Origin of the sequence: Cohnella pontilimi (assembly GCF_005049045.1) — a bacterium.
GTDB classification, from domain to species: Bacteria; Bacillota; Bacilli; order Paenibacillales; family Paenibacillaceae; genus Cohnella; species Cohnella pontilimi.
On the sequence record NZ_SUPK01000001.1, the window covers coordinates 743,896 to 763,811 of the forward strand.

Annotated in this window: 22 protein-coding genes and 2 pseudogenes; 5 read left to right on the forward strand and 19 right to left on the reverse strand. The window is 50.5% G+C overall.

Annotated features, from left to right (window positions below):
* Positions 1–34 precede the first annotated feature (34 nt).
* The 6 genes from E5161_RS03735 to E5161_RS03760 all read right to left on the reverse strand — a co-directional run bounded on the left by E5161_RS03735 (position 35) and on the right by E5161_RS03760 (position 5,218).
* Positions 35–727, reverse strand: coding sequence for a response regulator transcription factor (locus E5161_RS03735; protein WP_246042082.1), 693 nt, complete (start codon positions 725–727; stop codon positions 35–37).
* Complete coding sequence (locus E5161_RS03740; protein ID WP_136776310.1) at positions 693–2,129, reverse strand: sensor histidine kinase; 1,437 nt, start codon at positions 2,127–2,129, stop codon at positions 693–695. The genes E5161_RS03735 and E5161_RS03740 overlap by 35 nt, the downstream gene beginning before the upstream one ends.
* A 148-nt stretch (positions 2,130–2,277) precedes the next feature.
* The gene (locus E5161_RS03745; RefSeq protein WP_136776311.1) at positions 2,278–3,231 is read right to left on the reverse strand and encodes an RluA family pseudouridine synthase; all 954 of its coding nucleotides are present in this window, start codon (positions 3,229–3,231) and stop codon (positions 2,278–2,280) included.
* A gap of 135 nt (positions 3,232–3,366) precedes the next feature.
* Complete coding sequence (locus tag E5161_RS03750) at positions 3,367–4,068, reverse strand: aspartate/glutamate racemase family protein (RefSeq protein ID WP_136776312.1); 702 nt, start codon at positions 4,066–4,068, stop codon at positions 3,367–3,369.
* 107 nt (positions 4,069–4,175) lie between these two features.
* A complete protein-coding gene (locus E5161_RS03755; RefSeq protein ID WP_136776313.1) occupies positions 4,176–4,778 on the reverse strand; it encodes a class I SAM-dependent methyltransferase in 603 nt (200 codons plus the stop codon).
* Positions 4,779–4,831: 53 nt separating this feature from the next.
* Entirely contained in the window at positions 4,832–5,218 is a 387-nt protein-coding gene (locus E5161_RS03760) for a hypothetical protein (protein WP_136776314.1), read from the reverse strand.
* 315 nt (positions 5,219–5,533) lie between these two features.
* Between E5161_RS03760 and E5161_RS20670 the strand changes: the two genes are divergently transcribed.
* Positions 5,534–5,701 (forward strand): hypothetical protein, encoded by a 168-nt coding sequence (locus E5161_RS20670; protein WP_169306566.1) that lies wholly within the window; start codon positions 5,534–5,536, stop codon positions 5,699–5,701.
* 174 nt (positions 5,702–5,875) lie between these two features.
* Here E5161_RS20670 and E5161_RS03765 read toward each other — a convergent pair.
* The 3 genes and pseudogenes from E5161_RS03765 to E5161_RS03770 form a co-directional block, all read right to left on the reverse strand.
* Positions 5,876–6,223: pseudogene (locus tag E5161_RS03765) on the reverse strand (ABC transporter permease); the annotation flags it as partial.
* A 13-nt stretch (positions 6,224–6,236) separates the two neighbouring features.
* Positions 6,237–6,560 (reverse strand): annotated as a pseudogene (locus tag E5161_RS21045) (DUF5946 family protein); the annotation flags it as partial.
* 105 nt (positions 6,561–6,665) lie between these two features.
* Positions 6,666–7,532 carry a DMT family transporter gene (locus tag E5161_RS03770; protein ID WP_136776315.1) on the reverse strand — a complete coding sequence of 289 codons (867 nt, stop codon included), beginning with the start codon at positions 7,530–7,532 and terminating at the stop codon, positions 6,666–6,668.
* Between the two features lie 90 nt (positions 7,533–7,622).
* On the opposite strand from E5161_RS03770, the gene E5161_RS03775 reads away from it, so the two are divergent.
* Positions 7,623–8,309 (forward strand): ArsR/SmtB family transcription factor, encoded by a 687-nt coding sequence (locus tag E5161_RS03775; protein ID WP_136776316.1) that lies wholly within the window; start codon positions 7,623–7,625, stop codon positions 8,307–8,309.
* Between the two features lie 138 nt (positions 8,310–8,447).
* Here E5161_RS03775 and E5161_RS03780 read toward each other — a convergent pair whose 3' ends face one another.
* The 3 genes from E5161_RS03780 to E5161_RS03790 form a co-directional block, all read right to left on the reverse strand.
* On the reverse strand, positions 8,448–9,404 hold the full coding sequence (locus E5161_RS03780; protein WP_136776317.1) for an SDR family NAD(P)-dependent oxidoreductase: 957 nt from the start codon (positions 9,402–9,404) through the stop codon (positions 8,448–8,450).
* 113 nt (positions 9,405–9,517) lie between these two features.
* Positions 9,518–10,039 (reverse strand): TetR/AcrR family transcriptional regulator, encoded by a 522-nt coding sequence (locus E5161_RS03785; RefSeq protein ID WP_136776318.1) that lies wholly within the window; start codon positions 10,037–10,039, stop codon positions 9,518–9,520.
* A gap of 310 nt (positions 10,040–10,349) precedes the next feature.
* Positions 10,350–10,934 (reverse strand): Crp/Fnr family transcriptional regulator, encoded by a 585-nt coding sequence (locus tag E5161_RS03790; protein ID WP_136776428.1) that lies wholly within the window; start codon positions 10,932–10,934, stop codon positions 10,350–10,352.
* 115 nt (positions 10,935–11,049) lie between these two features.
* On the opposite strand from E5161_RS03790, the gene E5161_RS03795 reads away from it, so the two are divergent.
* Positions 11,050–12,003, forward strand: coding sequence for an NAD(P)-dependent alcohol dehydrogenase (locus E5161_RS03795; RefSeq protein WP_246042083.1), 954 nt, complete (start codon positions 11,050–11,052; stop codon positions 12,001–12,003).
* Positions 12,004–12,090: 87 nt separating this feature from the next.
* On the opposite strand, the gene E5161_RS03800 is transcribed toward E5161_RS03795, so the two are convergent.
* From E5161_RS03800 to E5161_RS03820, 5 genes are all read right to left on the reverse strand, one after another.
* Entirely contained in the window at positions 12,091–12,645 is a 555-nt protein-coding gene (locus E5161_RS03800) for an AAA family ATPase (protein WP_136776320.1), read from the reverse strand.
* 62 nt (positions 12,646–12,707) lie between these two features.
* Positions 12,708–13,307: a uridine kinase family protein gene (locus E5161_RS03805; RefSeq protein ID WP_136776321.1), complete on the reverse strand. Its 600-nt coding sequence runs from the start codon at positions 13,305–13,307 to the stop codon at positions 12,708–12,710.
* A gap of 127 nt (positions 13,308–13,434) precedes the next feature.
* Positions 13,435–14,019 carry an ATP-dependent Clp endopeptidase proteolytic subunit ClpP gene (gene clpP / locus E5161_RS03810; protein ID WP_136776322.1) on the reverse strand — a complete coding sequence of 195 codons (585 nt, stop codon included), beginning with the start codon at positions 14,017–14,019 and terminating at the stop codon, positions 13,435–13,437.
* A gap of 24 nt (positions 14,020–14,043) precedes the next feature.
* The gene (locus tag E5161_RS03815; RefSeq protein ID WP_136776323.1) at positions 14,044–14,262 is read right to left on the reverse strand and encodes a hypothetical protein; all 219 of its coding nucleotides are present in this window, start codon (positions 14,260–14,262) and stop codon (positions 14,044–14,046) included.
* Positions 14,252–14,866 carry an ArsR/SmtB family transcription factor gene (locus E5161_RS03820; RefSeq protein ID WP_136776324.1) on the reverse strand — a complete coding sequence of 205 codons (615 nt, stop codon included), beginning with the start codon at positions 14,864–14,866 and terminating at the stop codon, positions 14,252–14,254. The genes E5161_RS03815 and E5161_RS03820 overlap by 11 nt, the downstream gene beginning before the upstream one ends.
* A 149-nt stretch (positions 14,867–15,015) precedes the next feature.
* Between E5161_RS03820 and lplA the strand changes: the two genes are divergently transcribed.
* Entirely contained in the window at positions 15,016–16,002 is a 987-nt protein-coding gene (lplA, locus tag E5161_RS03825) for a lipoate--protein ligase (protein WP_136776325.1), read from the forward strand.
* Positions 16,003–16,061: 59 nt separating this feature from the next.
* On the opposite strand, the gene E5161_RS03830 is transcribed toward lplA, so the two are convergent.
* The gene (locus E5161_RS03830; protein WP_136776326.1) at positions 16,062–16,994 is read right to left on the reverse strand and encodes an AEC family transporter; all 933 of its coding nucleotides are present in this window, start codon (positions 16,992–16,994) and stop codon (positions 16,062–16,064) included.
* Between the two features lie 47 nt (positions 16,995–17,041).
* Between E5161_RS03830 and dat the strand changes: the two genes are divergently transcribed.
* Positions 17,042–17,878, forward strand: coding sequence for a D-amino-acid transaminase (dat, locus tag E5161_RS03835; protein ID WP_136776327.1), 837 nt, complete (start codon positions 17,042–17,044; stop codon positions 17,876–17,878).
* 52 nt (positions 17,879–17,930) lie between these two features.
* Here dat and E5161_RS03840 read toward each other — a convergent pair whose 3' ends face one another.
* Entirely contained in the window at positions 17,931–19,796 is a 1,866-nt protein-coding gene (locus E5161_RS03840; RefSeq protein WP_136776429.1) for an LTA synthase family protein, read from the reverse strand.
* Positions 19,797–19,916: the final 120 nt, after the last annotated feature.

Here is a 19,916-nt window from a genome sequence, read left to right on the forward strand (position 1 = left end):
GTAGAAAAACGGCATAAAAAAAATAGTACCATCTTCACATGGTACCATTCGTGTCTTCGTGTTTATCGCCGATGAGCCCCATCTCTCTCGCCTTCCGTGCCGCCTCTTTGGAGCCGGGGAGGTTCAGCTTTTTCAACACGTGATTGATATGGTTCTTGACGGTTCGGATGGAGATGAACAGCCGCTCCGCAATCTGCGACTGCGAATATCCTTCGTCCACCAACTCCAGCAGCTGCAACTCCGACGGCGTCACCAGATCCCTCATTTTGCGCACCTCGAATTCCCGCTCCAGCCGCTTCAGCCTTTGAAACTCTTGGCGCATCTGTTCCGCAGCTTCCGGGCTGATCGCCGACCGCCTAGCATAAGCCGAACGGATGGCTCCGGGCAAAGCCTCAAAATCGGACTTGATCTGATAGTCGATCGCTCCGGCTTGGAAGGAACGGAAAATGAATTCCTTTTCCTCCATCGAGGTCAGCATGATCACCCGGGCGCCCGTCGACGCGGCGGTTTCTTCCGCGAGCCCGATGCCCGCGGGTTCACCGTGCAGCATGATGTCCATCAATACGACATCGGGGCCGGCTTCCGACGCTTGCAGCGCTTCCCGTAAGCGGGTCGCGTTGTCGGCCGTTAACGTAACGGTGATATCCGGCTGACTGTTCAAGTAGGAGGTCAAACCCCGCTGCCAATCCGGATCATCCTCCACGATCCACACCCGTATTTCCGACATCTGCATCCCCTCCTCTCGCTGTGGTCCGTTGCTTTCGATCCGCAAGAACAGCGCGCTTCGGCAAAACGAGACACACGGTCGTTCCGACCCCTTTGGCGCTTCGGATCATAAGCGTCCCTCTATGCTTCCGCATGACATGATAAGCGTAGGGCAGACCGAGCCCGAAATTGGTTCCGGTACCGGCTTTCGTGCTGTAAAAGGGCTCAAGCGCGCCGGCGATTTGCTTCTTGTCCATCCCGGGTCCGTTGTCTTCGATTTCGATACGGAATTCCCGCTTGTTCTCCGATAAGCGGACGATGAGCTCGCCTTTCTCTCCCATCGCTTCCAGCGCGTTGGATACAATATTGTGAATCGCTTCTCCCAGCTGCACCGCGTCAATCCTGCAGCGCCAGTCCTCCGGCACGAACGTGCGGAGTTGGACATCGCCGAGACGGGGGCCGAACGAGCGCAGCGTCTCCTGAATCACGCCCCCCAAATCGGCGGTCTCCGGCCGAAGCGCCAAATCTTCCGTTCGCTGATGGACGCGGGAAATCATTTCTTGAATATGAGCGGCCGATGAAAGCATCGTTTGGATATCTTGCTCGAGCTCCAGTTGGTCGGTAGATTTCGCAAACGTTTTGATTTTTTCGCCGAACAGCCTCATTTTTCCGATATCGTTCTTGATCGCATGGTTCAGAATCGCCGTACCTGAGGTGACCGCCCGCAGCGTGGAATCCATTCTCCTCCTGTCGACCGCAAGCCGGACGCCCATGAAGCCGTAAGTGAACAGGCCGATCAGGAAAACGCCGAAGCCTACGCCGACGAAAGCGGTGTTGTACACCCACATGCGGAGTTGGCCCAAACTGGGCAGCACATAATTCATCACCATGAAAAACAACACGGGCGGCAATACCGCGAGACAGACGATCGCATGCGTGCGCTCGAATCGGCGATAAGCCGATTTCTTCGTCACGATCAGCAGGCTGCTTGCCAGCAAATAAGGAACTGCCCACCACACGACGATACGGAACGAGATCGGATACATCTCCGTATACCAAGGCGTAAACAGCAAACAGGCGGCGATCGGAACAAACAAAATGAACGGAAGCCACCGGTTCAGTCGGTTAGGTAGCCGAACAGGCCGGTATGCGGCCGCGAAAAGTGCGAAAGTATAAGGCACGCCGTAATAAGAAGAGACGGACGAGACCGCTTGGATGGCATACAGCACTTTTTCTGCGGTTTCGTGTCGATTTGGATAGGCGGATAGGAGCCCCGGAATGATTTGCTCGTCGATGACCGCGGCCAGCGCTCCGGCGCCTCCGAAAAAAGAAACCGCCGCGAGCCGGCGGGATGCGGCCGAGCGGGGATCGGACGCCAGCAAAAATCCCGCCACCGTCCATAACGCAATGAGAACGAAGATCATGCGGCGCGCTTCCTCCAAGGGGATTGTAGTACGGTTACATTCCCTTTCTATTCGACAAAAAAGCCGATTCCCCTCTAATAAAGCCCGGTCCCTCCAGCTTTGGAAGAATCGGGCTTATTAAGGTGTCGCGCATCGCTGGAAGGTGACTTCAGTTCAGTTGTAACCCGAGTTTGTCCAGCATTATTCTCATTGCGGACGGCATCGGCGCACGGAACTCGCGGCCGTCGGGCAGTGTGATCCGCCAGGCGTGAAGCAGTTGATGATTGATTCCGGCGAACGGGCGGCCTCCGTATTTGATATCGCCGAGCAGCGGGTGACCGATGCTCTGAAAATGGGTGCGGATTTGATGGGTGCGGCCGCTGATCAGCTCGACCTCGACCAGCGAATGGGCGCGCCCGGTCTGGAGCACGCGGTATCGGGTTTTCGCTTCTTTCTCGCCGGGACGTTCTTCTGTTGGGTCGGTCGTCTTTCGTTCTTTCACGACCAAGGTGCGGTTGCTTTTCTCATCCCGGATCAGCGATCCTTCGATCAAGCCTTCGCCGCTGAGACGTCCTTCCACCAACGTAACATAGAACTTTTCCAGCTCCCGTTTTTGAATCCATTGGTTCAACTGATGCAGCATGCCCGCGGTTTTGCCGACGAGGACAAGTCCGCTGGTGTTACGGTCAAGCCGATTCGCCGTCGCCGGCTGGAACAACGCGCTGTCGAGCTGGCCTTTGCGGTACAAATAAGCGTGAACGCGGCCGATCAGGGTATCTTTCTGTTGCGCTTGATCGGGGTGCGTGAGCATACCGGCCGGCTTGTTCACCACCAGCAGCTCATCATCCTCGAATACGACGTCGATGTCCGCGCTGACGCCGACGAACTTCGGCTTCTTCTGACCGGCGCTGGCTTCTTCGTAGGCCGTCTCTTCAATATGGAGTACGAGCTCGTCCCCTGCGCTCAGCTCGTAATTTTGGTTTTTGCGTTTGCCGTTGACGCGCACCCGGCCTTGGTCGATCATTTTGTAAATTTGGCCGAGAGGAATATTCGGCATTAATGTGCGGAGGTATCGATGCAGCCGTTTGCCGCTTTCCGACGGGGTGACCTTGCGTGTAATCATCCGACTTCGCTCCCGTTGTCCTGTAACTTCTATTTCGCTACTTCAAAGCGTAACGTTCCGGGCGCAAAAGTCAAGGCGTGCGGTTAAGACGTTTCATCGGTTCTCCGCGCTGTCTGTAACGGCGAGTTTTTATTTTTACTCCTCGTCACCTAACGCAAAATCAACAGCAGCCTCAGCATGAAGTCGTGTTGTATCATAAATCGGAATATTACAGTCTTCTTGTGAGATGAGCATTGTGATTTCTGTACATCCAAGAATAACAGCCTCCGCTCCCTTACGGATAAGACTGTCAATTATGTCTAGATATCTTTTCTTTGAATGTTCATTTATAATGCCAAGACAAAGCTCGTGATAAATGATTTCGTGAATGACCCCTCTATCTGCTTCATCCGGAACAATAACCTCAAGTCCAAACTGATTAATAAGTCTACCCTTGTAAAAATCTTGCTCCATCGTAAAAGCAGTCCCTAACAAAGCCACCTTCTTTATTTTATCGCTAATAATTTTATTTGCTGTTGCATCTGCAATATGGAGTAAAGGAATCGATACCGCGTTCATCACTTCCAACGCCATCTTGTGCATCGTATTCGTGCATATGATGATGACATCCGCTCCGCCTGCTTCAAGTTTTTGTGCTGCTTCAATCATGATCTTTGTAGACTCTGTCCAATTCCCTTGATGCTGGAGATCTTTGATTTCTTGAAAATCTACGGAATACAGCAGACTTTTTGCTGAGTGGTGTCCACCTTTCCTTTCTTTTACCCTCACATTGATGATCCGGTAATAGAGTACGGATGATTCCCAGCTCATGCCGCCTATAAGTCCTATTGTTTTCACAATCCACTCACACCCATCCCCGTTTGTTTCATCCGTTCATATGCAAATTCCAACTTCAAATACGTGATATCTTCCGGCTTGGATTTCCATTATTGTATTTTTTACTATTATTTCTGAGAATAAAGAACAAACATAGAGGCATCCTGTCCCATGAATATCTTACTTCCAGTATAAAAAGTTTTAGATTGAATATCCCTGTACCCGATTTTAGTCATCATGTCAGTCAGCTCATCTTGGTCGAATCCGTTATGAACGATATTTGAAACGATGTTTTCGTTTTTGTTGAAATCTACAATAAGTAAATGTCCCCCTTCATTCAGAACATCGAATAATCTTGATAGCACGAATTCAACATCAGGAATATGAAGCAGAACCTGCGCCATGAAAATATAGTCGGCATTTAATTCCGCCAAACCTTCCTGTTCAAAATCAAAGCATAAGGTGTCCGCACTCTGAATGTTAAAATCGGAAATTTTTTGCTTTACTTGATTGATCATGTTTATTGATGTATCCAGAAAAAGCATGGAATGAAAATCGTTTAACAAATTCATGCCGACAAGACCGGTTCCGCACCCAAAATCGATCGCATTCTTATGTTTAGCATCAACTAAATATTCGCGAATGGCGTCTGATGATACCTTGGCTATATGGATTCTTTCAGCGGTGTCATACATTTTAGCTATCATTTCGAACTTATCCGTGTTTGCCATTCCTATTTCTCCAATCTGCCATTATAATACGATTCAGCTTAACGGGGCGCGTCTCACTCTGTCCCGATGAGCACCCCGGTCAGGTATTCTTGAAGCAGCGCTGTCTTATTTGCCGGATTCGACTCCAGATACATCCGCTCTTCCAGAATGCGTGCGGCCGATGTGCCAATAATTTCGCCAATCGGCACGACTGTATTGCGCAATTCATGTTGTGGAACGGCTAGCAGACGATAGGCGGCGGCGGGGTTGAGTTCGATACTGATGCAGCCGAACGGCTCGTCTCGTTCGAATTCGGCGAAAGAAGGGCAGTCGGATACCCCTGTGACAAACAGTCGGTGTTCCGGCAACTGAAACGAATGACCGCCAATCTGGCAGTCTGCGAAATACCCCTTATAGTACAAAATCAATTTCACGGAGCCGTTGGGTGCGATGATTTGCATCTCATCTTCAGCAAGCCCCCATTGCTCTCAAACACCCAGATGTCTTTGATGCAATCTTGTAGAACAAGGCGCGTCAATATGCGTCCGACGGAAAGGTTGTTCATGGGGATCTCACCTCCAGAATCAAGTTCCGATTCATACAATACAGATTATTCCGTTTTTTGTAACTATAAAGTAAGTATTCTCAATACAAAATCTTTTTAAGAAATCGCACTCATGGACATGAAAGCGTTCGTTGGGGCTTAGTCGGAATGATGCGTAGACCGTCTACCGTATACCATCTCGGCGGAAAAGAACAGAGTGGGGTGAAGACGAATGAATGCTGGTTTAATTATGGCTGCATGTGTATTAATTGGCGGTGCGATTGGATATTTCACAGGTCATTTGGAAGTATGGGGTGGTCTCGGGATCGTAACAGGGTTATTAGGTATGGCCTACATCCAGATGAAGAAGACCGCGAAGAAAAAAAATGACTCTATGTAAAATTTCAACACTGTCACTTAGCGTCCCACCCAAAAACTTGCATTACTCATGGTAGAGTTCTCCGCGCTGTCTGAGACGGCAAGTTTTAGGGCCACCCTTTTGGGATGGCCCTTTCTTTATTCTCGCTTTGTTCAACTAACACAACGTGATATGACGAATCCTATGTTGGTGTACTTACCCTAACTGGCGTTTAAATACTTTACTGGCGATGAAGTAAGCTATGAACATGAGGCCGACGCACCAGGCAAGCGCGGTCCAGATACCGTTGCCAACAGCCCCTTCATACAAGAGGGCACGAATCGAATTCACGATTGAAGTCACAGGCTGGTTCTCAGCGAATGCACGAACAATGTTAGGCATGGTTTCGGTAGGGACAAAAGCCGAACTGATAAAAGGCAGGAAAATCAGTGGATACGAGTATGCTGTCGCCCCTTCCATAGACCCTGCGGTCAATCCTGGGATGACCGCCAGCCATGTCAGCGCCAGCGTAAACAGCCCGAGTATCCCAACAACCGTGAGCCAATGTCCATTGCTTGGAAACTCTTTCTCTTTCTAAGAAAACAATCGGATTAACAATTTTGAAATTCTTGTTCGTTGTGAGCTCACGATTCTTTTTTTGAATGTAGGAGGTTTCCCAATTATGATCATAAGCATCACAGAACAATTGTTTAGTTAATTCGTATCCTTCTTTTGTGAAATGTGATGCGTGTTGTAACAAGTAATTTGAAACAGTCCAGAAATGAAGGGCATAAAGATTAGGGTCGTTGTGTTCCCAAACCAAAAGATAACCGAATTGTTCTGAACAGGATAAACCATCCTGCTCTTTCGCTCCACATTCTATACAGAACCCATTCTCCATTATTGAATCGATCAAAGGGATTCACTTCCCTTAGATATCCGTATCTAATTTTTATATTCGCTTATTTATTATGCTTTCCCCCTTGTAATACGGTTCACCGATTTTCTATTTCCTATAATTACCGCCGGTCCAATTGACTAGGAAAATCCCGAGAAAAATAAATAGTGCCCCCACATAAGCGTACCAGCGGATAACTTCTCCTAGAAACATCCATCCTGACAATACGCCGAAGAACGGAGCTAAAAAAAGAAAAGCGCTTGTTCTTCCGGGATCACCTTTGCTAAGCAAGTAGTACCATGTCGCAAATTGGACAATGGATCCTAGTAGGGCTAGATATAATATGACTGCCAGCAAAGTCCCATTCATGACCAGCCTTGGCGTTTCCAAACTGAATGCGAGCGCCAACAGCAGCAATCCTCCGAACAGCATCTGATAGGCGGTTAAGACCCAATTATCGAAATCGGCTCCCCACTTTTTTACTAGCAATGTAGCGATCGCCCAGGCCAACGCCGCTCCAAGTCCAAGTATCGTTCCCGCAGATAATTGCAAATGAAATCCTAACGTAATGAACACTCCCACAAATCCGACAACAACCCCCAGCCATTGATAGAACCGATATTTGAGCCTCATGAATAGAACGCCTAAGACGACAACGAAAAGCGGGTTCAAGAATGTTAGAATCGATGTCGCTCCAACTGGAATCGTACGCATGCTTAAGAAAATACACCCCATCACCGCTGTCGTTTGGCAAGCGCCAATGAGAAGAAGCTTTGCCCAATCCCGAAGCTTGTCTGGCAAGCGCCTTCTTTGCAACCGGACCGCAAGCGCCATAATTCCCCCTGCTAACACGAATCTAATCCCTACTAGCAATAAAGGCGAAGCATAGGATAAGCCCACTTTGCCGACCGCAAAAGATGAACCCATTAGCGATGTCGCAAGCAGCACAAGGAGTACGAACAATGAACGATTCATAATATATTACCTCTTTCTCGGAATGTACACATATGCTATCATGTGAATACTTCGATGGCGATCGAACGATCCGTGCAAAGGAGAAAAAGTATGAATCCGAACGTGCTAAAAACTGCGCAATTGATGGGCGATCCCTCGCGACTTGCGATGCTGATGAGTTTGCTTGGAGGAAAGGCGCTCCCAGCTAGCGATCTGGCTCGTACTTCTAACATATCGCCCCAGACGGCAAGCTCTCACTTAGCCAAGCTGGTTGCAGGCGGCTTGCTTGTCCATGAGAGTTATGGCAGGCATAAATACTTTCGGCTGGCCAATCAAGAAGTAGCACACGCACTCGAGGCTTTGCTGATGATTTCCCCTTCGAAACCGATCCGTTCTTTAAGAGAATCAGACGAACTGAAGCGGATGCGTCATTGTCGGACTTGTTACGATCATCTTGCTGGAGAGGTCGGAGTCGCGCTTACCGATCGGCTTATGAATCTGGGATGGTTGGAGGAATCAGGCAAAAATTATGTGCTTAATGCGGAAGGTACAAAGAGATTGCATGCTTGGGGAGCGGAGACCGATGACGTCGCCAAAAAGCGCCGCCATTATGCAAGACAGTGCTTAGATTGGAGTGAACGACGCCATCACTTGGCGGGATATCTGGGGGCAGCGATAACGAAGCGGCTTTTTGAGTTGAAATGGATTGAGAGAACACCTCACGGCAGAGCCATTCTGGTGACCCGCGAAGGGATTAACGGCCTTTATCGCGAATTTGGTCTACAAATTACAAAATGACCTAACAACACAGACCCATTGGGAAGGGTCTATGTTGTTATTCGCCCTACTTGTGATACGGTTCTCCGCGCTGTCTGTAACGGCAAGTTTTATGGCCATCCTATTGGGGGGGGGCCGTTTCAGTTGCATGGTATTGTGTTACCTAACCCCTTTAATTTGAAGTATGGTCGCAGCAATGCCTTCTTCGTAGCTGGTTGCCGGGATCGGGCCGAAGTACCGCTCGTACTTTTCTCCGCTCAGGCGGAGCGGTTCCGTCGTCAAGTACAGCATTTCCACCACTTCCTTCATCACCGGAACAAACGCGCCCAAAATGGATAAGCCGATCCTCCCCAGTGGTATGATGGGTTTCGCAGTTCCCGCGGCTGAACGTGCGAGCCGTACGATCTCCTTTCCTGTGATGATGCCAACTCCGGGGATGTTCCACTCCTGACCGTAAGCATGATCATGAAGGGCTATTTCTACTATCATCTTTGCTGCATCCGGCAAGTACACATATTCACGTGGTACGCTCATGTTCCCAATGAAGAACCCCACCTTATTCTTCGCAATCGCTTCAAGTGTGCCGCCCAAATATGAAGCTTGGTTCGCCGTAGGACCATAGTAGTCCGGTAAGCGAACTATGAGAGGCCGCGCGTTTTTCCAACGACTGTCGAATATCATCTGTCCAAACTGCAAACGAATCCGACCTTTTCGGGTGTGGGGTTGCTTCGGGTGATCTTCGGTAACAAGGTCCGCTTGCCTTCTTCCATAGGGGTAGATCCCATCTACGGCTACCACTTTGAGGCTGAGCCGGTCGGCAGCCTGCATGACTGCTTCACCGAGCGGTATCAAGCGCGTTTCCATCTCATGGTAAGGGACGTTCGCACAATGAAACATTACATCCGCTCCTTTTGAAGCAGCTATTACGTCGTCTGTCTGGAATGCGTCCCCAATAGCTATGGTCAAATGCGCGGGATTCCCTAATCGGGTTGCGAACTGTTCCAACTTTGAACGGGAACGTCCGAAAGCAATGACATCAATGCCCCGTTTAACCAACTCTTCCACGATGGCGGCACCAGTACCGCCTGTCGCTCCAATTACAATCGCTTTTTTCATAATATCGACCTCCGCTTAGATTAGTGATTGATCCATAACTAAATTCATAATCTCAATATACACGTTTGTGAGTGATTGATCAATAACTAATTTATAAAGAGACTTGCCGCTGTCTAACCCTCCATTAGTTCCGGCAGTCCCAATGCCATCGAAATATTGCACAACATCCCCCTTGCAATGAAAAGCTTGGTTCTCTCCTCCGAATCAGGTACTCCATTTTTTTGGAACGCCTCCAGAACGATGCGGCGAATGTCTCTGAACCCCGACTGCATCGCCATCCGGATTGGCTCCTCTTGTATCGTCTGGGCCTGCATTTGGAGAAGCATCTCCGAACGGTAAGCGTTCATGATTTCCTCATAAGTCTCAATCAGTTCCTGCTCCAATCGAGTGGGCGATGCGGTAGCAATAACTTGGCGGAAGGAATCTGCGATTCTCTGCCAAGAAGCTTCGAGTGCGACAAGCAACAGTTCCTCCTTGGTCGAAAAAAAACGGAAAATATACGGTTGCGAAATACCCGCTCGCTTGGCCACCTGCATTGTTGTTGCACGGTAGTATCCCGTTTCTGCAAATACCTCAATAGCAGCTGAAATTATTTCCATCCGGCGGTTTACCGAAGCGGATTCGTTTTTCCCCATCTTCTTGATCCCCTTTTATTCTTAGCGATGAATCAAACTTATATTCAATTTATCAGTAATGGGGTCAGTGAAGCAACTCGGGGAATGTTCGTTGATGGAGCTAATCCGTACGGAAACTTGCCGTTACTTGTGATACGGTTCACCGCGCCGTCTGTAATGGCAAGTTTCTCGTCTCTCACGACATACGCAGGTTCCCAATTTTCAGGCTCGTTTCTTGACTTAAGTCAATGCACGCAACCACACCCCTAGTTACAATGTAATCATTAATTTAACGTAGGGGGGCATGCTATTCCAAGGATGGGTTATCCGATCATCGAAGGTCTTGATGGATTCTCTTCTTAATTCTGCTTAGTGACTCCGGAGTAAGGCCGAGATAACTGGCCAATTGATGTTGGGGTACCCGGTCGATGAGAGATGGACGTTTCAGTAGGAGCGTCTTGAAGCGCACTTCAGGCGAAGAAGCGATAAAAGCTGCGAATTCCTCTTGGACCTGACTAAAGTTCTCCTCGATCATCCTGCGGGTCATCGACTCCAATTGAGGGTGTTTGCTGTACATGTCCTTTTCCATATCCAGATCGCCAACGACCATGACCGAATCTTCAACGCACGTGAAGGTGTAATCGGACGACTTGTCCGGTTTGTGATGATTGAAAACGGCGATGGCTTGCTCTTCTGTGAAGAAATTGGATGTTACCTCTCTCCCCTCTTCATCGATCGAATACTGCCTTACGCAGCCTTTCAGGATGAAATAACATGTTGTAGGGACATCTCCTTGCTTAAAAAGCACGGTCCCTTTTTTAAACTCTTCTATATGAATCTCGTCCACTATGGCTTGCTGATCTTCCTCGTTAAGGGAAGTCCATCTCGACATATACTTGTATAAAATGTCTTTAATTACCACTTTTCTACATCTCCTTCTCTACCGTACTTCCTCACATCTATTTTCTAACGTTAGAGAGCTTTTTGTAAATAGCATGCACTAAAAACAGGAGGGAAAACCCATGAGAGCCATGGTCCAAATCGCGTATGGTTCACCGGAAGTGATTGTCCCGCAAGAAATCGCAAAACCGTCGCCTGGAGACAAAGAAATTCTCATACGGATCCATGCTGCCAAAGTAGGGCCGTCAGACGTCGCTTTTCGCAAGGGCGATCCGTTTATGATTAAATTGTTATACGGACTGTCCAGACCGAAATTTGCAATCGGAGGAACCGAATTAGCCGGAGTGGTCGAAGCGGTCGGCAAGGAAGTAACGTCTTTCAAAGCAGGCGATCGTGTTTTGGGGATGAGCGTCAAAAACTTCGGCGCTTATGCCGAATATAAGTGTCTTCCCGAAGAGAGCCCCCTTGCGGTTATACCGGACAACATCACCTATGAAGAAGCCGTCGGCGTCTGTGACGGGGGTGCCACCGCATTGACGTTTCTAAGAGATAAAGCAACGCTGCGGAAGGGACAGAAAGTGCTGATTAATGGCGCCTCGGGGGCTGTCGGCATCTACGCTGTGCAGTTAGCCAAATACTATGGCGCTGAAGTAACCGGTGTTTGCTCTGCCGGTAACGTTGATCTGGTAAGAAAAGCAGGGGCAGATTTCATTATAGATTATACTCAAGAGGATTTCACGAAGGCGGACAAAGCCTATGATGTCATTTTTGATGCTGTAGGCAAACGCTCCTTCTCGGCATGCAAGCGTGTACTTACGAGCAAGGGAATTTATCTGACTACCGCATTCAAGCTATCTATCTTTTTACAGATGATGTGGACTTCCCTGTTCAAAGGCAAACGGGTTGTTTTTGCAACAGCCGGCCTTATGCAGAACAAAGCGAATTTGGCGTTTCTCATGGAACTCGCAAGAAAGGGAACGCTGAACGCCGTGATCGATCGTCGATATCCTCTGGAGCTCCTGCCGGATGCCCACAAGTATGTAGAGACCGAACGTAAAAAAGGTAACGTGATTATTACGTTCTAAAGTTAGCCGTGACTTTTTTGCTCAAAAAGGCTTGCCTCTATTTGTGATACGGTTCCCCCCGCTGTCTGTAACGGCAAGTTTTAGGGCTTATTCAACAAATATTTTCCCGCATAGTTCCTTAATGGAGGGGGTGTATGCCTCCGTAGTGTCAATTTTGAATATAGGGACGTCGATCCGAGGTTCCTCGTAAGGGGGCACGCTCAATTCGCTTCCTTTTCTGGCTATGTCGACTCCTTTATCGCCATGGAAGTACTCCCGAAGCGGATTATCAAGCCCCCGCCGGACAAACCTGTCGAGCGCGATCTTTTCATCAACCTTACAAATCAGGAGATAGATCCGCGCCTTTCCCATGAACGGTTCAAGCATAGTCGACCATAACCGGTGCTGGAACGCTGCTTCAGCAATCACCGACACGTTGTTTGTTATCAGCCCCATTAATGTATCAAAGAAGATTTCCGTGGCCGTTTTATTGGTATCCTCCAAAAGCTCGTTATGACTTTTGCCTAGCGTATGCAAATACCCTTCCTTAATTTGATCCCGGCTCAGTACTGGCATAAAAATCTCATTACCGAGCTTTTTAGCAAAGGTCGTTTTTCCTGAACCTGGCCTGCCAGTGACGACTATTAAATACGGCTTTGACATATGGTTACTCCTTAGGACGTAATAAAATATTCTTGACGATAGTCCTATGTAGGATAAATCGATTAGTTCTCGACTATTAGATCAAATGTAGACGGTGGACGCAGTTCTGAAAAATAATAATCCTCTGCAGCGTCCCATCGTGCATGCCACTCCGTATCGCTAGAACCCTCTCTAATATTATGCCTATGTCGACGAAGCTCCGGAATCACATTCACCAGAATTGTAAGATGAACGACATCAGACAGCACGGGGAGGGCACTATAAATTCCATCAAGAATAATGCAATTTGATGGTTCTACTGTGACGAAGTGTGAAGCCAAACCATTCCCGGAAGAAAAAGAAAATGGGTGATATTGTGCTTTGTGGCCTGCTAACAAGGGCGACAATACTTCAGTTCGCATACGTTGCCAGTCAATACAACGAAGACATTTTTGTTCCGGCGTGTATGTGTCCCATTCTTCGTCAGTAATCGTTGCCCTAAAGAAGTCGTCGCATTGAATAACAGTTGCACCTAAGTACAATGCAGCATCAGCTGCCAACATTGATTTACCTGCCCCGCTCCCACCATCTATTGCCACTACCAAAGGACCGGTTCTTTCAACTAAACGCCGTTTGACAATAGAAACAATAGATTCAACAGCTTTCAGCGCTTGCTGTGACAAGTATTTCCCTTCCACCTTTTACCACCCCAAATTCATGATGATTTACCGAAAAAACTTGCCGTTACTTGTGATACGGTTCACCGTACCAAACACAAAAGGCGCTTCGAGAGAAGCGCCCCATACAATCTTACGCCTGAACGACCTTGTCGATCAGGCCGTAGGCTGCGGCTTCGTCCGCCGACATGAAATAATCGCGGTCCGTGTCGCGTTCGATCTTCTCGACCGGCTGGCCGCTTCGTTCCGCCAAAAACCGGTTAAGCCGGTCCCGGGTTTTCAAAATGTGATTCGAGCGGATCACGATGTCCGACGCCTGACCTTGGATGCCCCCGCTGACCCACGGCTGGTGGATCATGATTTCCGCATTCGGCAGCGCGAGACGTTTGTCGTCGGCGCCGGCGGCCAACAGCACGGCTCCGTACGAAGCGGCCAACCCTACGCAGATCGTCGATACGTCCGGTTTAATGAACCGCATCGTGTCCAAGATCGCGAATCCCGCGGTGGTGGATCCACCCGGGCTGTTAATGTACAGATGAATGTCCTTTTCCGGATCTTCAGCCGCCAGGAACAACATCTGCGCGATGACGGAATTGGCGACCTGGTCGTCGATGGCGGATCCGAGAAAAATAATCCGGTCTTTCAGCAGGCGGGAGTAAATATCATAGGAACGCTCCCCCCTGTTCGTCTGTTCGACTACGATCGGCACTACGCTCATGATGAATCGCTCCTTTATGAGAAATTAAGCCGCGCTGCGAAGCATGGCGGTTGGCTGTCCGCCGGTCCGTACCGCGCGAACCGTCTGTCCGAAGCCGCTGGAGACGACACGCAGCACCGGCGCACCGGCATCTCCGAGAGGCGTCGCCGCCACCGTCGCTTCCCCCTCTCCTTCCGCTTCCTTCGACTCTTTGCTCTTCTCCCAAATCAGCACGATCCGCTTCCGATTGTCGTCATCTCTCATGTTCCGTTCCTCCCGCCTCGATTTGAGGGTAAATGACCGCCATGACCCGAAACGCGTGTTCTTTGGAGCCTTGAGGGGCACGAAATTTGCCGGCGACCTGCTTCACCGCTTCCGTGTATGCGCGAATGAACGCTTCCCGCGCGGCTTCATCCGGCAAATCAACCTCGAACTCCATCGCCGCACTCGGCACTTCCGCCGTCTCATCCGCGGCGTCCATGAGACGAACCGCATCGTTGCGAATCTGCTCGGCGGCCGAGACCAAATGCCGAAGCGCCCCTTGCGTCTTGAGTCTTGATCGCAGTTCCTCCGGCCAGCCGAACGCATCCGGAATGACATACGTGCGGGCAACCGCCCGGTACAGAACCTCGACCAGGTTTTTGACCTGCCTTGTGCCGCTTCGGCGGACCAGTCCCACTTTCTCCAGACTCTTCAGATGATAATTGACCTTCTGTGCAGGTTCCCCGATCCGGCGCGCAAGTTCGGAAGCGGAAGCCGGTTCGTCCAGCAGACGCAGCATATCCGCACGCTTCGGGTTCAGCAGCGCCAGCGCTTGTTCCGCGGTCTCCAAACGGTAAACGGGCAAAATCGGTTCCAAATGCTCCATTCCGCTAACCACCATAAAAATTATTTTTTACGTAAATAAATAATAGTACGATAGCTTATGCAAAGTCAAGCGCGAACGGAACAATTGTGAAATAGCCCGTTCAACGATACAATGACGTTAGCAAACAAGCACACGGAGGAGGATTTCTCTTGCTGTTTCTGGATAACGGCAACATCCACGATCCCGCGTTGAATTTGGCGCTGGAGGAATACGCTCTGCGCAATTTGCCGGGCGGCGACGATTACCTGCTCTTTTACATTAATGAGCCTTCCATCATCATCGGCAAAAATCAAAACACCGCCGAAGAAGTGAACGAGTCCTATGTCAGGGAACGCGGCATCCATGTCGTGCGCAGATTGTCGGGTGGAGGCGCGGTATATCACGACCTCGGCAACTTGAACTTCAGTTTCATTACCCGTGACGACGGCAAGTCATTCCATAACTTCCGCAAGTTCACCGAGCCGGTTGTCGCTGCTCTCCGCAAGCTGGGCGTGGAAGCCGAACTGACCGGGCGCAACGACCTGCAGGTCGGGGAACGTAAAATATCCGGCAACGCCCAGTTCTCGTCCAAAGGGCGGATGTTCAGCCACGGCACGCTGTTGTTCGATTCGGAGGTCGATTCCATCGTTTCGGCCTTGAACGTGAATCCGGCCAAATTCGAATCGAAAGCGACGAAATCGGTACGCAGCCGAGTAGCCAACATTTCCGAGTTTTTGCAACAGCCCTTGACCATGGAGCAGTTCAGGCAGGCCATTCTGGAATCGATTTTCGGCGGCACCGACATTCCGCGGTACGAGTTGACCGAAGCCGATTGGGATGCCGTCCGGCGCCTTGCCGACGAGCGGTACCGCAATTGGGACTGGAACTACGGGCGCTCACCCGCTTTCAACGTGAGGCAGACGAAGCGGCTTTCCGCCGGCACCTATGATGTGAGACTGAACGTCATCGACGGCGTCATCCGGGAAGCTGCGATCTACGGAGACTTTTTCGGAACTGGCGAAGTGCGGGATGTGACCGACCGGCTCATCGGCGTCCGTTATGACAACGAAGTGATTTCCGCTGCACTTTCCGACGTCGATCTGACCGTCTACTTCGGTCCCGTCGACCGGGATGAATGGATGGCCTTGCTGGTTTAACGGGTAAAGACAAAGACGCAACGAAGGGTGCACTTCATTCCCTTCACTGCGGCTTTCCTCTATCCCAACAAGTGTAAAGAAGAAATAACCGCTGTCACGCTCAAAATGCTCAATACCGTGGACAGAAGCACCGTTTGAGAAGCGAACTCGGGCTCGTTGTCGAATTCCACGGCGAGCAGCACGCTGCTCAGAGATGTCGGCACGGCGGACGAGACGATAAGCGCCGAAGCTACGATGCCGTCCACGCCAAGCAAGAGCACCAGCAGCCAGGCGATCAGCGGTCCGAGCACAAGACGCAAAACGGTGGACAAACCGACATCGACGGCGGCCGACCGGGTGATTTTCCAGGTCATGATGCCGAGTTGAATGCCGAGCGTGATCAGGGCTGTTCCGATGAATGCGTCGGACAAGTATCGGATCGGGGTTTCAATCGAAGACGGGATCTCCGCATGAAGCCTGCGCAGCAGCAGCGCGGCCGGAATGACGTAAACGGTCGGCATGCCCAAAATGATCCTCCGGATTTGCCGCCAATCCGCCTTGTGCGCATTAACGCTGTAGATTCCGTACGTGTTCGGCACCAAGTTCTGCATCATCATGATCAGCACCTGCACGGCGAGCGACATCGGGTTGCCTGCAAACGCCAGTTGGTTGATCGGGATGCCGTAATTGGCACTGTTGTAAAATAACACACTGTTCCGCATGGCGTTTTTCATGCCGCCTTCATATTTGCGGATGCGGATCACGGCTTCAACCATGGCATATTGTAACGCCATGAACAAGAAGAAGAATAGCATGACCTGCCCGAAAAGTTGGAGGGAAATGGCCGTATGGAACAGCAATTCGAACATCATCGCCGGAGAAAAGACATAAAAATTTAATTTCGATAACGTCTTAATATCGGGCCGAAAAACTTTGCCCATCGTGATGCCGATCGCGATCATGATGGTTAAGGGGAGAACGTTATGTGTTAGAATATGAAGAAAAATGTTCATTTTGCCGCTCCGGTTTTTTCACCTCATTATAAGGAGGGTTACTCTATATGTCTATCTATTGGGTTCAAGGAGAGTTTTGGCCGAAAGAAGAAATCAGGGTTTCGCCGGATGACAGAGGATACTTGTTCGGAGACGGAGTGTACGAAATGTTCCGCGTTTACGGCGGCAAGCTGTATGAACCGAAGCTTCATTTCGAGCGGCTCGAGCGGAGCGCAGCCGGCATACGGATCCCGATGCCGTATTCGGCGGACGAGCTTCACGAGCGGCTGCGCGAACTGATCCGGCGCAACAACCTTCAAGAAGGAACCGTGTACATCCAGATCACCCGGGGGACCGCTCCCCGCAATCACCTGTTTCCAAAAGACAGCGCTCCCGTGACCATGGCTTACTGCAATGAGCTCAAACGACCGCTCGCGCAAATGGAAGCCGGAATCCGTGCGGTAACTGTGAATGACATCCGCTGGCTGCATTGCGATTACAAGACGCTCAACTTGCTGCCCAACGTCCTGGCGAAGCAAGAAGCGGTCGACCGCGGCGGGGACGACGCCATCCTTCATCGCGGCGAGGTCGTGACCGAGTGCAGCGCTTCGAACGTCATGATCGTCTCGCAAGGACGTCTGATCACCCATCCGGCCAATCACCTGATCCTTCACGGCGTCACCCGGGCGGTGACGTTGCGGCTCGCGGCCGCCGCCGGTATTCCTGTAGAAGAGCGGACATTTACGCTTGATGAGCTGCGCGCCGCCGAAGAGGTGTTCCAAACCGGCACGACGATCGAAGTCATGCCGGTCGTCATGATCGATGGACAACGGGTCGGCGACGGCCAACCGGGTCCGGTCACCCGCAGGCTGCAGAAACATTTCGAAGCCACATTGGGCGACTAAACGAAAAAGCGTCCTCTCCACCGCCACAGGCGGGAAGAGAGGACGCTTTTCTTCATTTTCGCGCTGGCAGCGACTCCACATATTGATCCGACAGCTGCATGAGCTTCAGCACATAATCGTAATCGCTCTTATACTTAGAGATGTCGGTAACCGGCTTCAACGTATCCAGCGATACGGCAGCGCCGTCTTCGAACGTTTTGCCGGGGACGAACATGACTTCATTGTTGAAGAAAGAACCGGTCGGCAAGTAATAACGCATGCCGAAGAGGTTTTTCTCCGTGTTGAGCAAGTCGTGTCCGAAGGCCGAGTACTTCTCGTCTTGGAGCGAGATGCCCAGCAGATTGGTGACAGTCGGCATAATGTCCACCTGTCCGCCGACCGTCTTGACGACTTTGTGAGGCGCCGTTCCCGGCATACGGATAATGAGCGGAATGTTAAACCGGGAAATTCTTTCGTGATACGTTATGCCCAGCTTCGCGCTGACGTCCTCCGGCGGGTTGTCCTTCGGCTGAAGCCCGAAATGGTCGCCGTAAAAGACGATCATCGTGTTGTCGTACAGCCCGTTCGCTTTCAGCTGCTTCACCAATTGGCCGACGGCGTAATCCGTATAATGGACGGCTTGCAAATAATCGCCGAGCTGCGTGCCTTTGATGGAAGCCGGCAGCTTCAGCCACTGCTTGTCGGCCGGAATCTTGAACGGATGATGGCTGGAAGCCGTGACGAACTGGAAGTAAAACGGCTTGTTGGCCTTTTTCGACTCCAGCATTTTGCTGACACCCACCCGGTAAAGCTCTTCGTCCGAGGCGCCGAAGCCATTGAAATGATCATTTTTAAAAGACGGCTTATCATACCACTTGTTGAATCCGAGCGCAGGGTACATTTTGTCCCGGTCCCAGAACGTGATGTTGTTAACGTGGAACGTAGCCGTTTGATAGCCGTACTTTTGCAGAAGCTTGGGCAAACTTGGAAGCGCCCGGTCGCTGTATCCCGTTGACATGGCGACTTTCGCCGTCGGGTAGATCGACGTATTGGACATGAACTCCGCGTCGGAGGTGTTTCCTTGTCCGATCTGCTGGAAAAAGTGCGGGAAGTAATATCCCTCTTCCGCCAAAGCATTCAACACCGGCGTAATTACTTGACCGTTCACCTTCAAGTGGATCGGGAAGTTCTGGAAAGCTTCCATCTGGATAATGATCAAGTTTTTGCCCTTCGCCGAGCCGAAGGCGACCGGCGCAGCCGCGTTCGTTTTCAGATCCGGTTCCTGGCTTTGCAGCTGCACGATCTGCTGGCTGACTTTCGTCGTATCGATGTTGGCGGTTTGCTTAGCCTTTAACGCGGCGGCTACTTGAAAATTGAAAAATCCGACGTCCTCCGCTTGGGCGAGTTCATTCTGAATGGATTTACCTTCCCGGATAAACATCGTGGAGGCGGCCAACCCTACGAGCGCCACGGCGGCGATGCCGAGGTTCCAAGCCCGGCTTGCCGGCCGGCGCTGCGGCAGACGGACCCGTGCGATCCGGACGACGATCCAGACCAGAGCTGCAAACGCCACATCAATGAAGAACGCATAGTTGCTGAACTGGATGGTGGCCTTCACGCTGTCTTTGACGCCGGCTACCTGCTTAAGCTCGTTAAGCGCCGTATAGGTCGGAACCGTGCCGAAATATTGAAAGTACAGCGTCGAGGAGAAAAACAACAGCGAAACCACTAGGTCCACAAACCAGAACACATACTTTTTCATCCTGTCCGGCGTGATGAGCTCGAACAGACACACAATGAACAGGAGCGAAGCCGCATCCGAGAACAATCTGCCCCACGCGATTTCCTCGAAGATGAAATACCGGAGCAGCATCACTTTGAGAAGCAATATAACGGTTAAAACAAAAAAAGGCTGAGGCCACTTGATTTTCGATAACATGGAGGTCAACACTTACCCTTCCTTTTGTCAAATGAATGTCATGTCCATATTACCTGTATGTTAACATCTTTTTAAACGTTTTAGAACCCGGAAAACCACAAAAACAGGAAAACTCCGGAC

Bases quoted from the DNA above. Each gene is read 5' to 3' on its own strand.
- E5161_RS03745 (WP_136776311.1), bottom strand. From the start codon at position 3,231: ATGATTACACGCAAGGTCACCCCGTCGGAAAGCGGCAAACGGCTGCAT.
- E5161_RS03760 (WP_136776314.1), bottom strand. From the start codon at position 5,218: ATGCAAATCATCGCACCCAACGGCTCCGTGAAATTGATTTTGTACTAT.
- E5161_RS03815 (WP_136776323.1), bottom strand. From the start codon at position 14,262: ATGAGAGATGACGACAATCGGAAGCGGATCGTGCTGATTTGGGAGAAG.
- E5161_RS03735 (WP_246042082.1), bottom strand. From the start codon at position 727: ATGTCGGAAATACGGGTGTGGATCGTGGAGGATGATCCGGATTGGCAG.
- E5161_RS03740 (WP_136776310.1), bottom strand. From the start codon at position 2,129: ATGATCTTCGTTCTCATTGCGTTATGGACGGTGGCGGGATTTTTGCTG.
- E5161_RS03795 (WP_246042083.1), top strand. From the start codon at position 11,050: ATGGTCCAAATCGCGTATGGTTCACCGGAAGTGATTGTCCCGCAAGAA.
- E5161_RS03775 (WP_136776316.1), top strand. From the start codon at position 7,623: ATGAATCCGAACGTGCTAAAAACTGCGCAATTGATGGGCGATCCCTCG.
- E5161_RS03820 (WP_136776324.1), bottom strand. From the start codon at position 14,866: ATGGAGCATTTGGAACCGATTTTGCCCGTTTACCGTTTGGAGACCGCG.
- E5161_RS03755 (WP_136776313.1), bottom strand. From the start codon at position 4,778: ATGGCAAACACGGATAAGTTCGAAATGATAGCTAAAATGTATGACACC.
- E5161_RS03800 (WP_136776320.1), bottom strand. From the start codon at position 12,645: ATGTCAAAGCCGTATTTAATAGTCGTCACTGGCAGGCCAGGTTCAGGA.
- dat (WP_136776327.1), top strand. From the start codon at position 17,042: ATGTCTATCTATTGGGTTCAAGGAGAGTTTTGGCCGAAAGAAGAAATC.
- E5161_RS03830 (WP_136776326.1), bottom strand. From the start codon at position 16,994: ATGAACATTTTTCTTCATATTCTAACACATAACGTTCTCCCCTTAACC.
- E5161_RS03770 (WP_136776315.1), bottom strand. From the start codon at position 7,532: ATGAATCGTTCATTGTTCGTACTCCTTGTGCTGCTTGCGACATCGCTA.
- E5161_RS03785 (WP_136776318.1), bottom strand. From the start codon at position 10,039: ATGGGGAAAAACGAATCCGCTTCGGTAAACCGCCGGATGGAAATAATT.
- E5161_RS20670 (WP_169306566.1), top strand. From the start codon at position 5,534: ATGAATGCTGGTTTAATTATGGCTGCATGTGTATTAATTGGCGGTGCG.
- E5161_RS03780 (WP_136776317.1), bottom strand. From the start codon at position 9,404: ATGAAAAAAGCGATTGTAATTGGAGCGACAGGCGGTACTGGTGCCGCC.
- clpP (WP_136776322.1), bottom strand. From the start codon at position 14,019: ATGAGCGTAGTGCCGATCGTAGTCGAACAGACGAACAGGGGGGAGCGT.
- E5161_RS03840 (WP_136776429.1), bottom strand. From the start codon at position 19,796: ATGTTATCGAAAATCAAGTGGCCTCAGCCTTTTTTTGTTTTAACCGTT.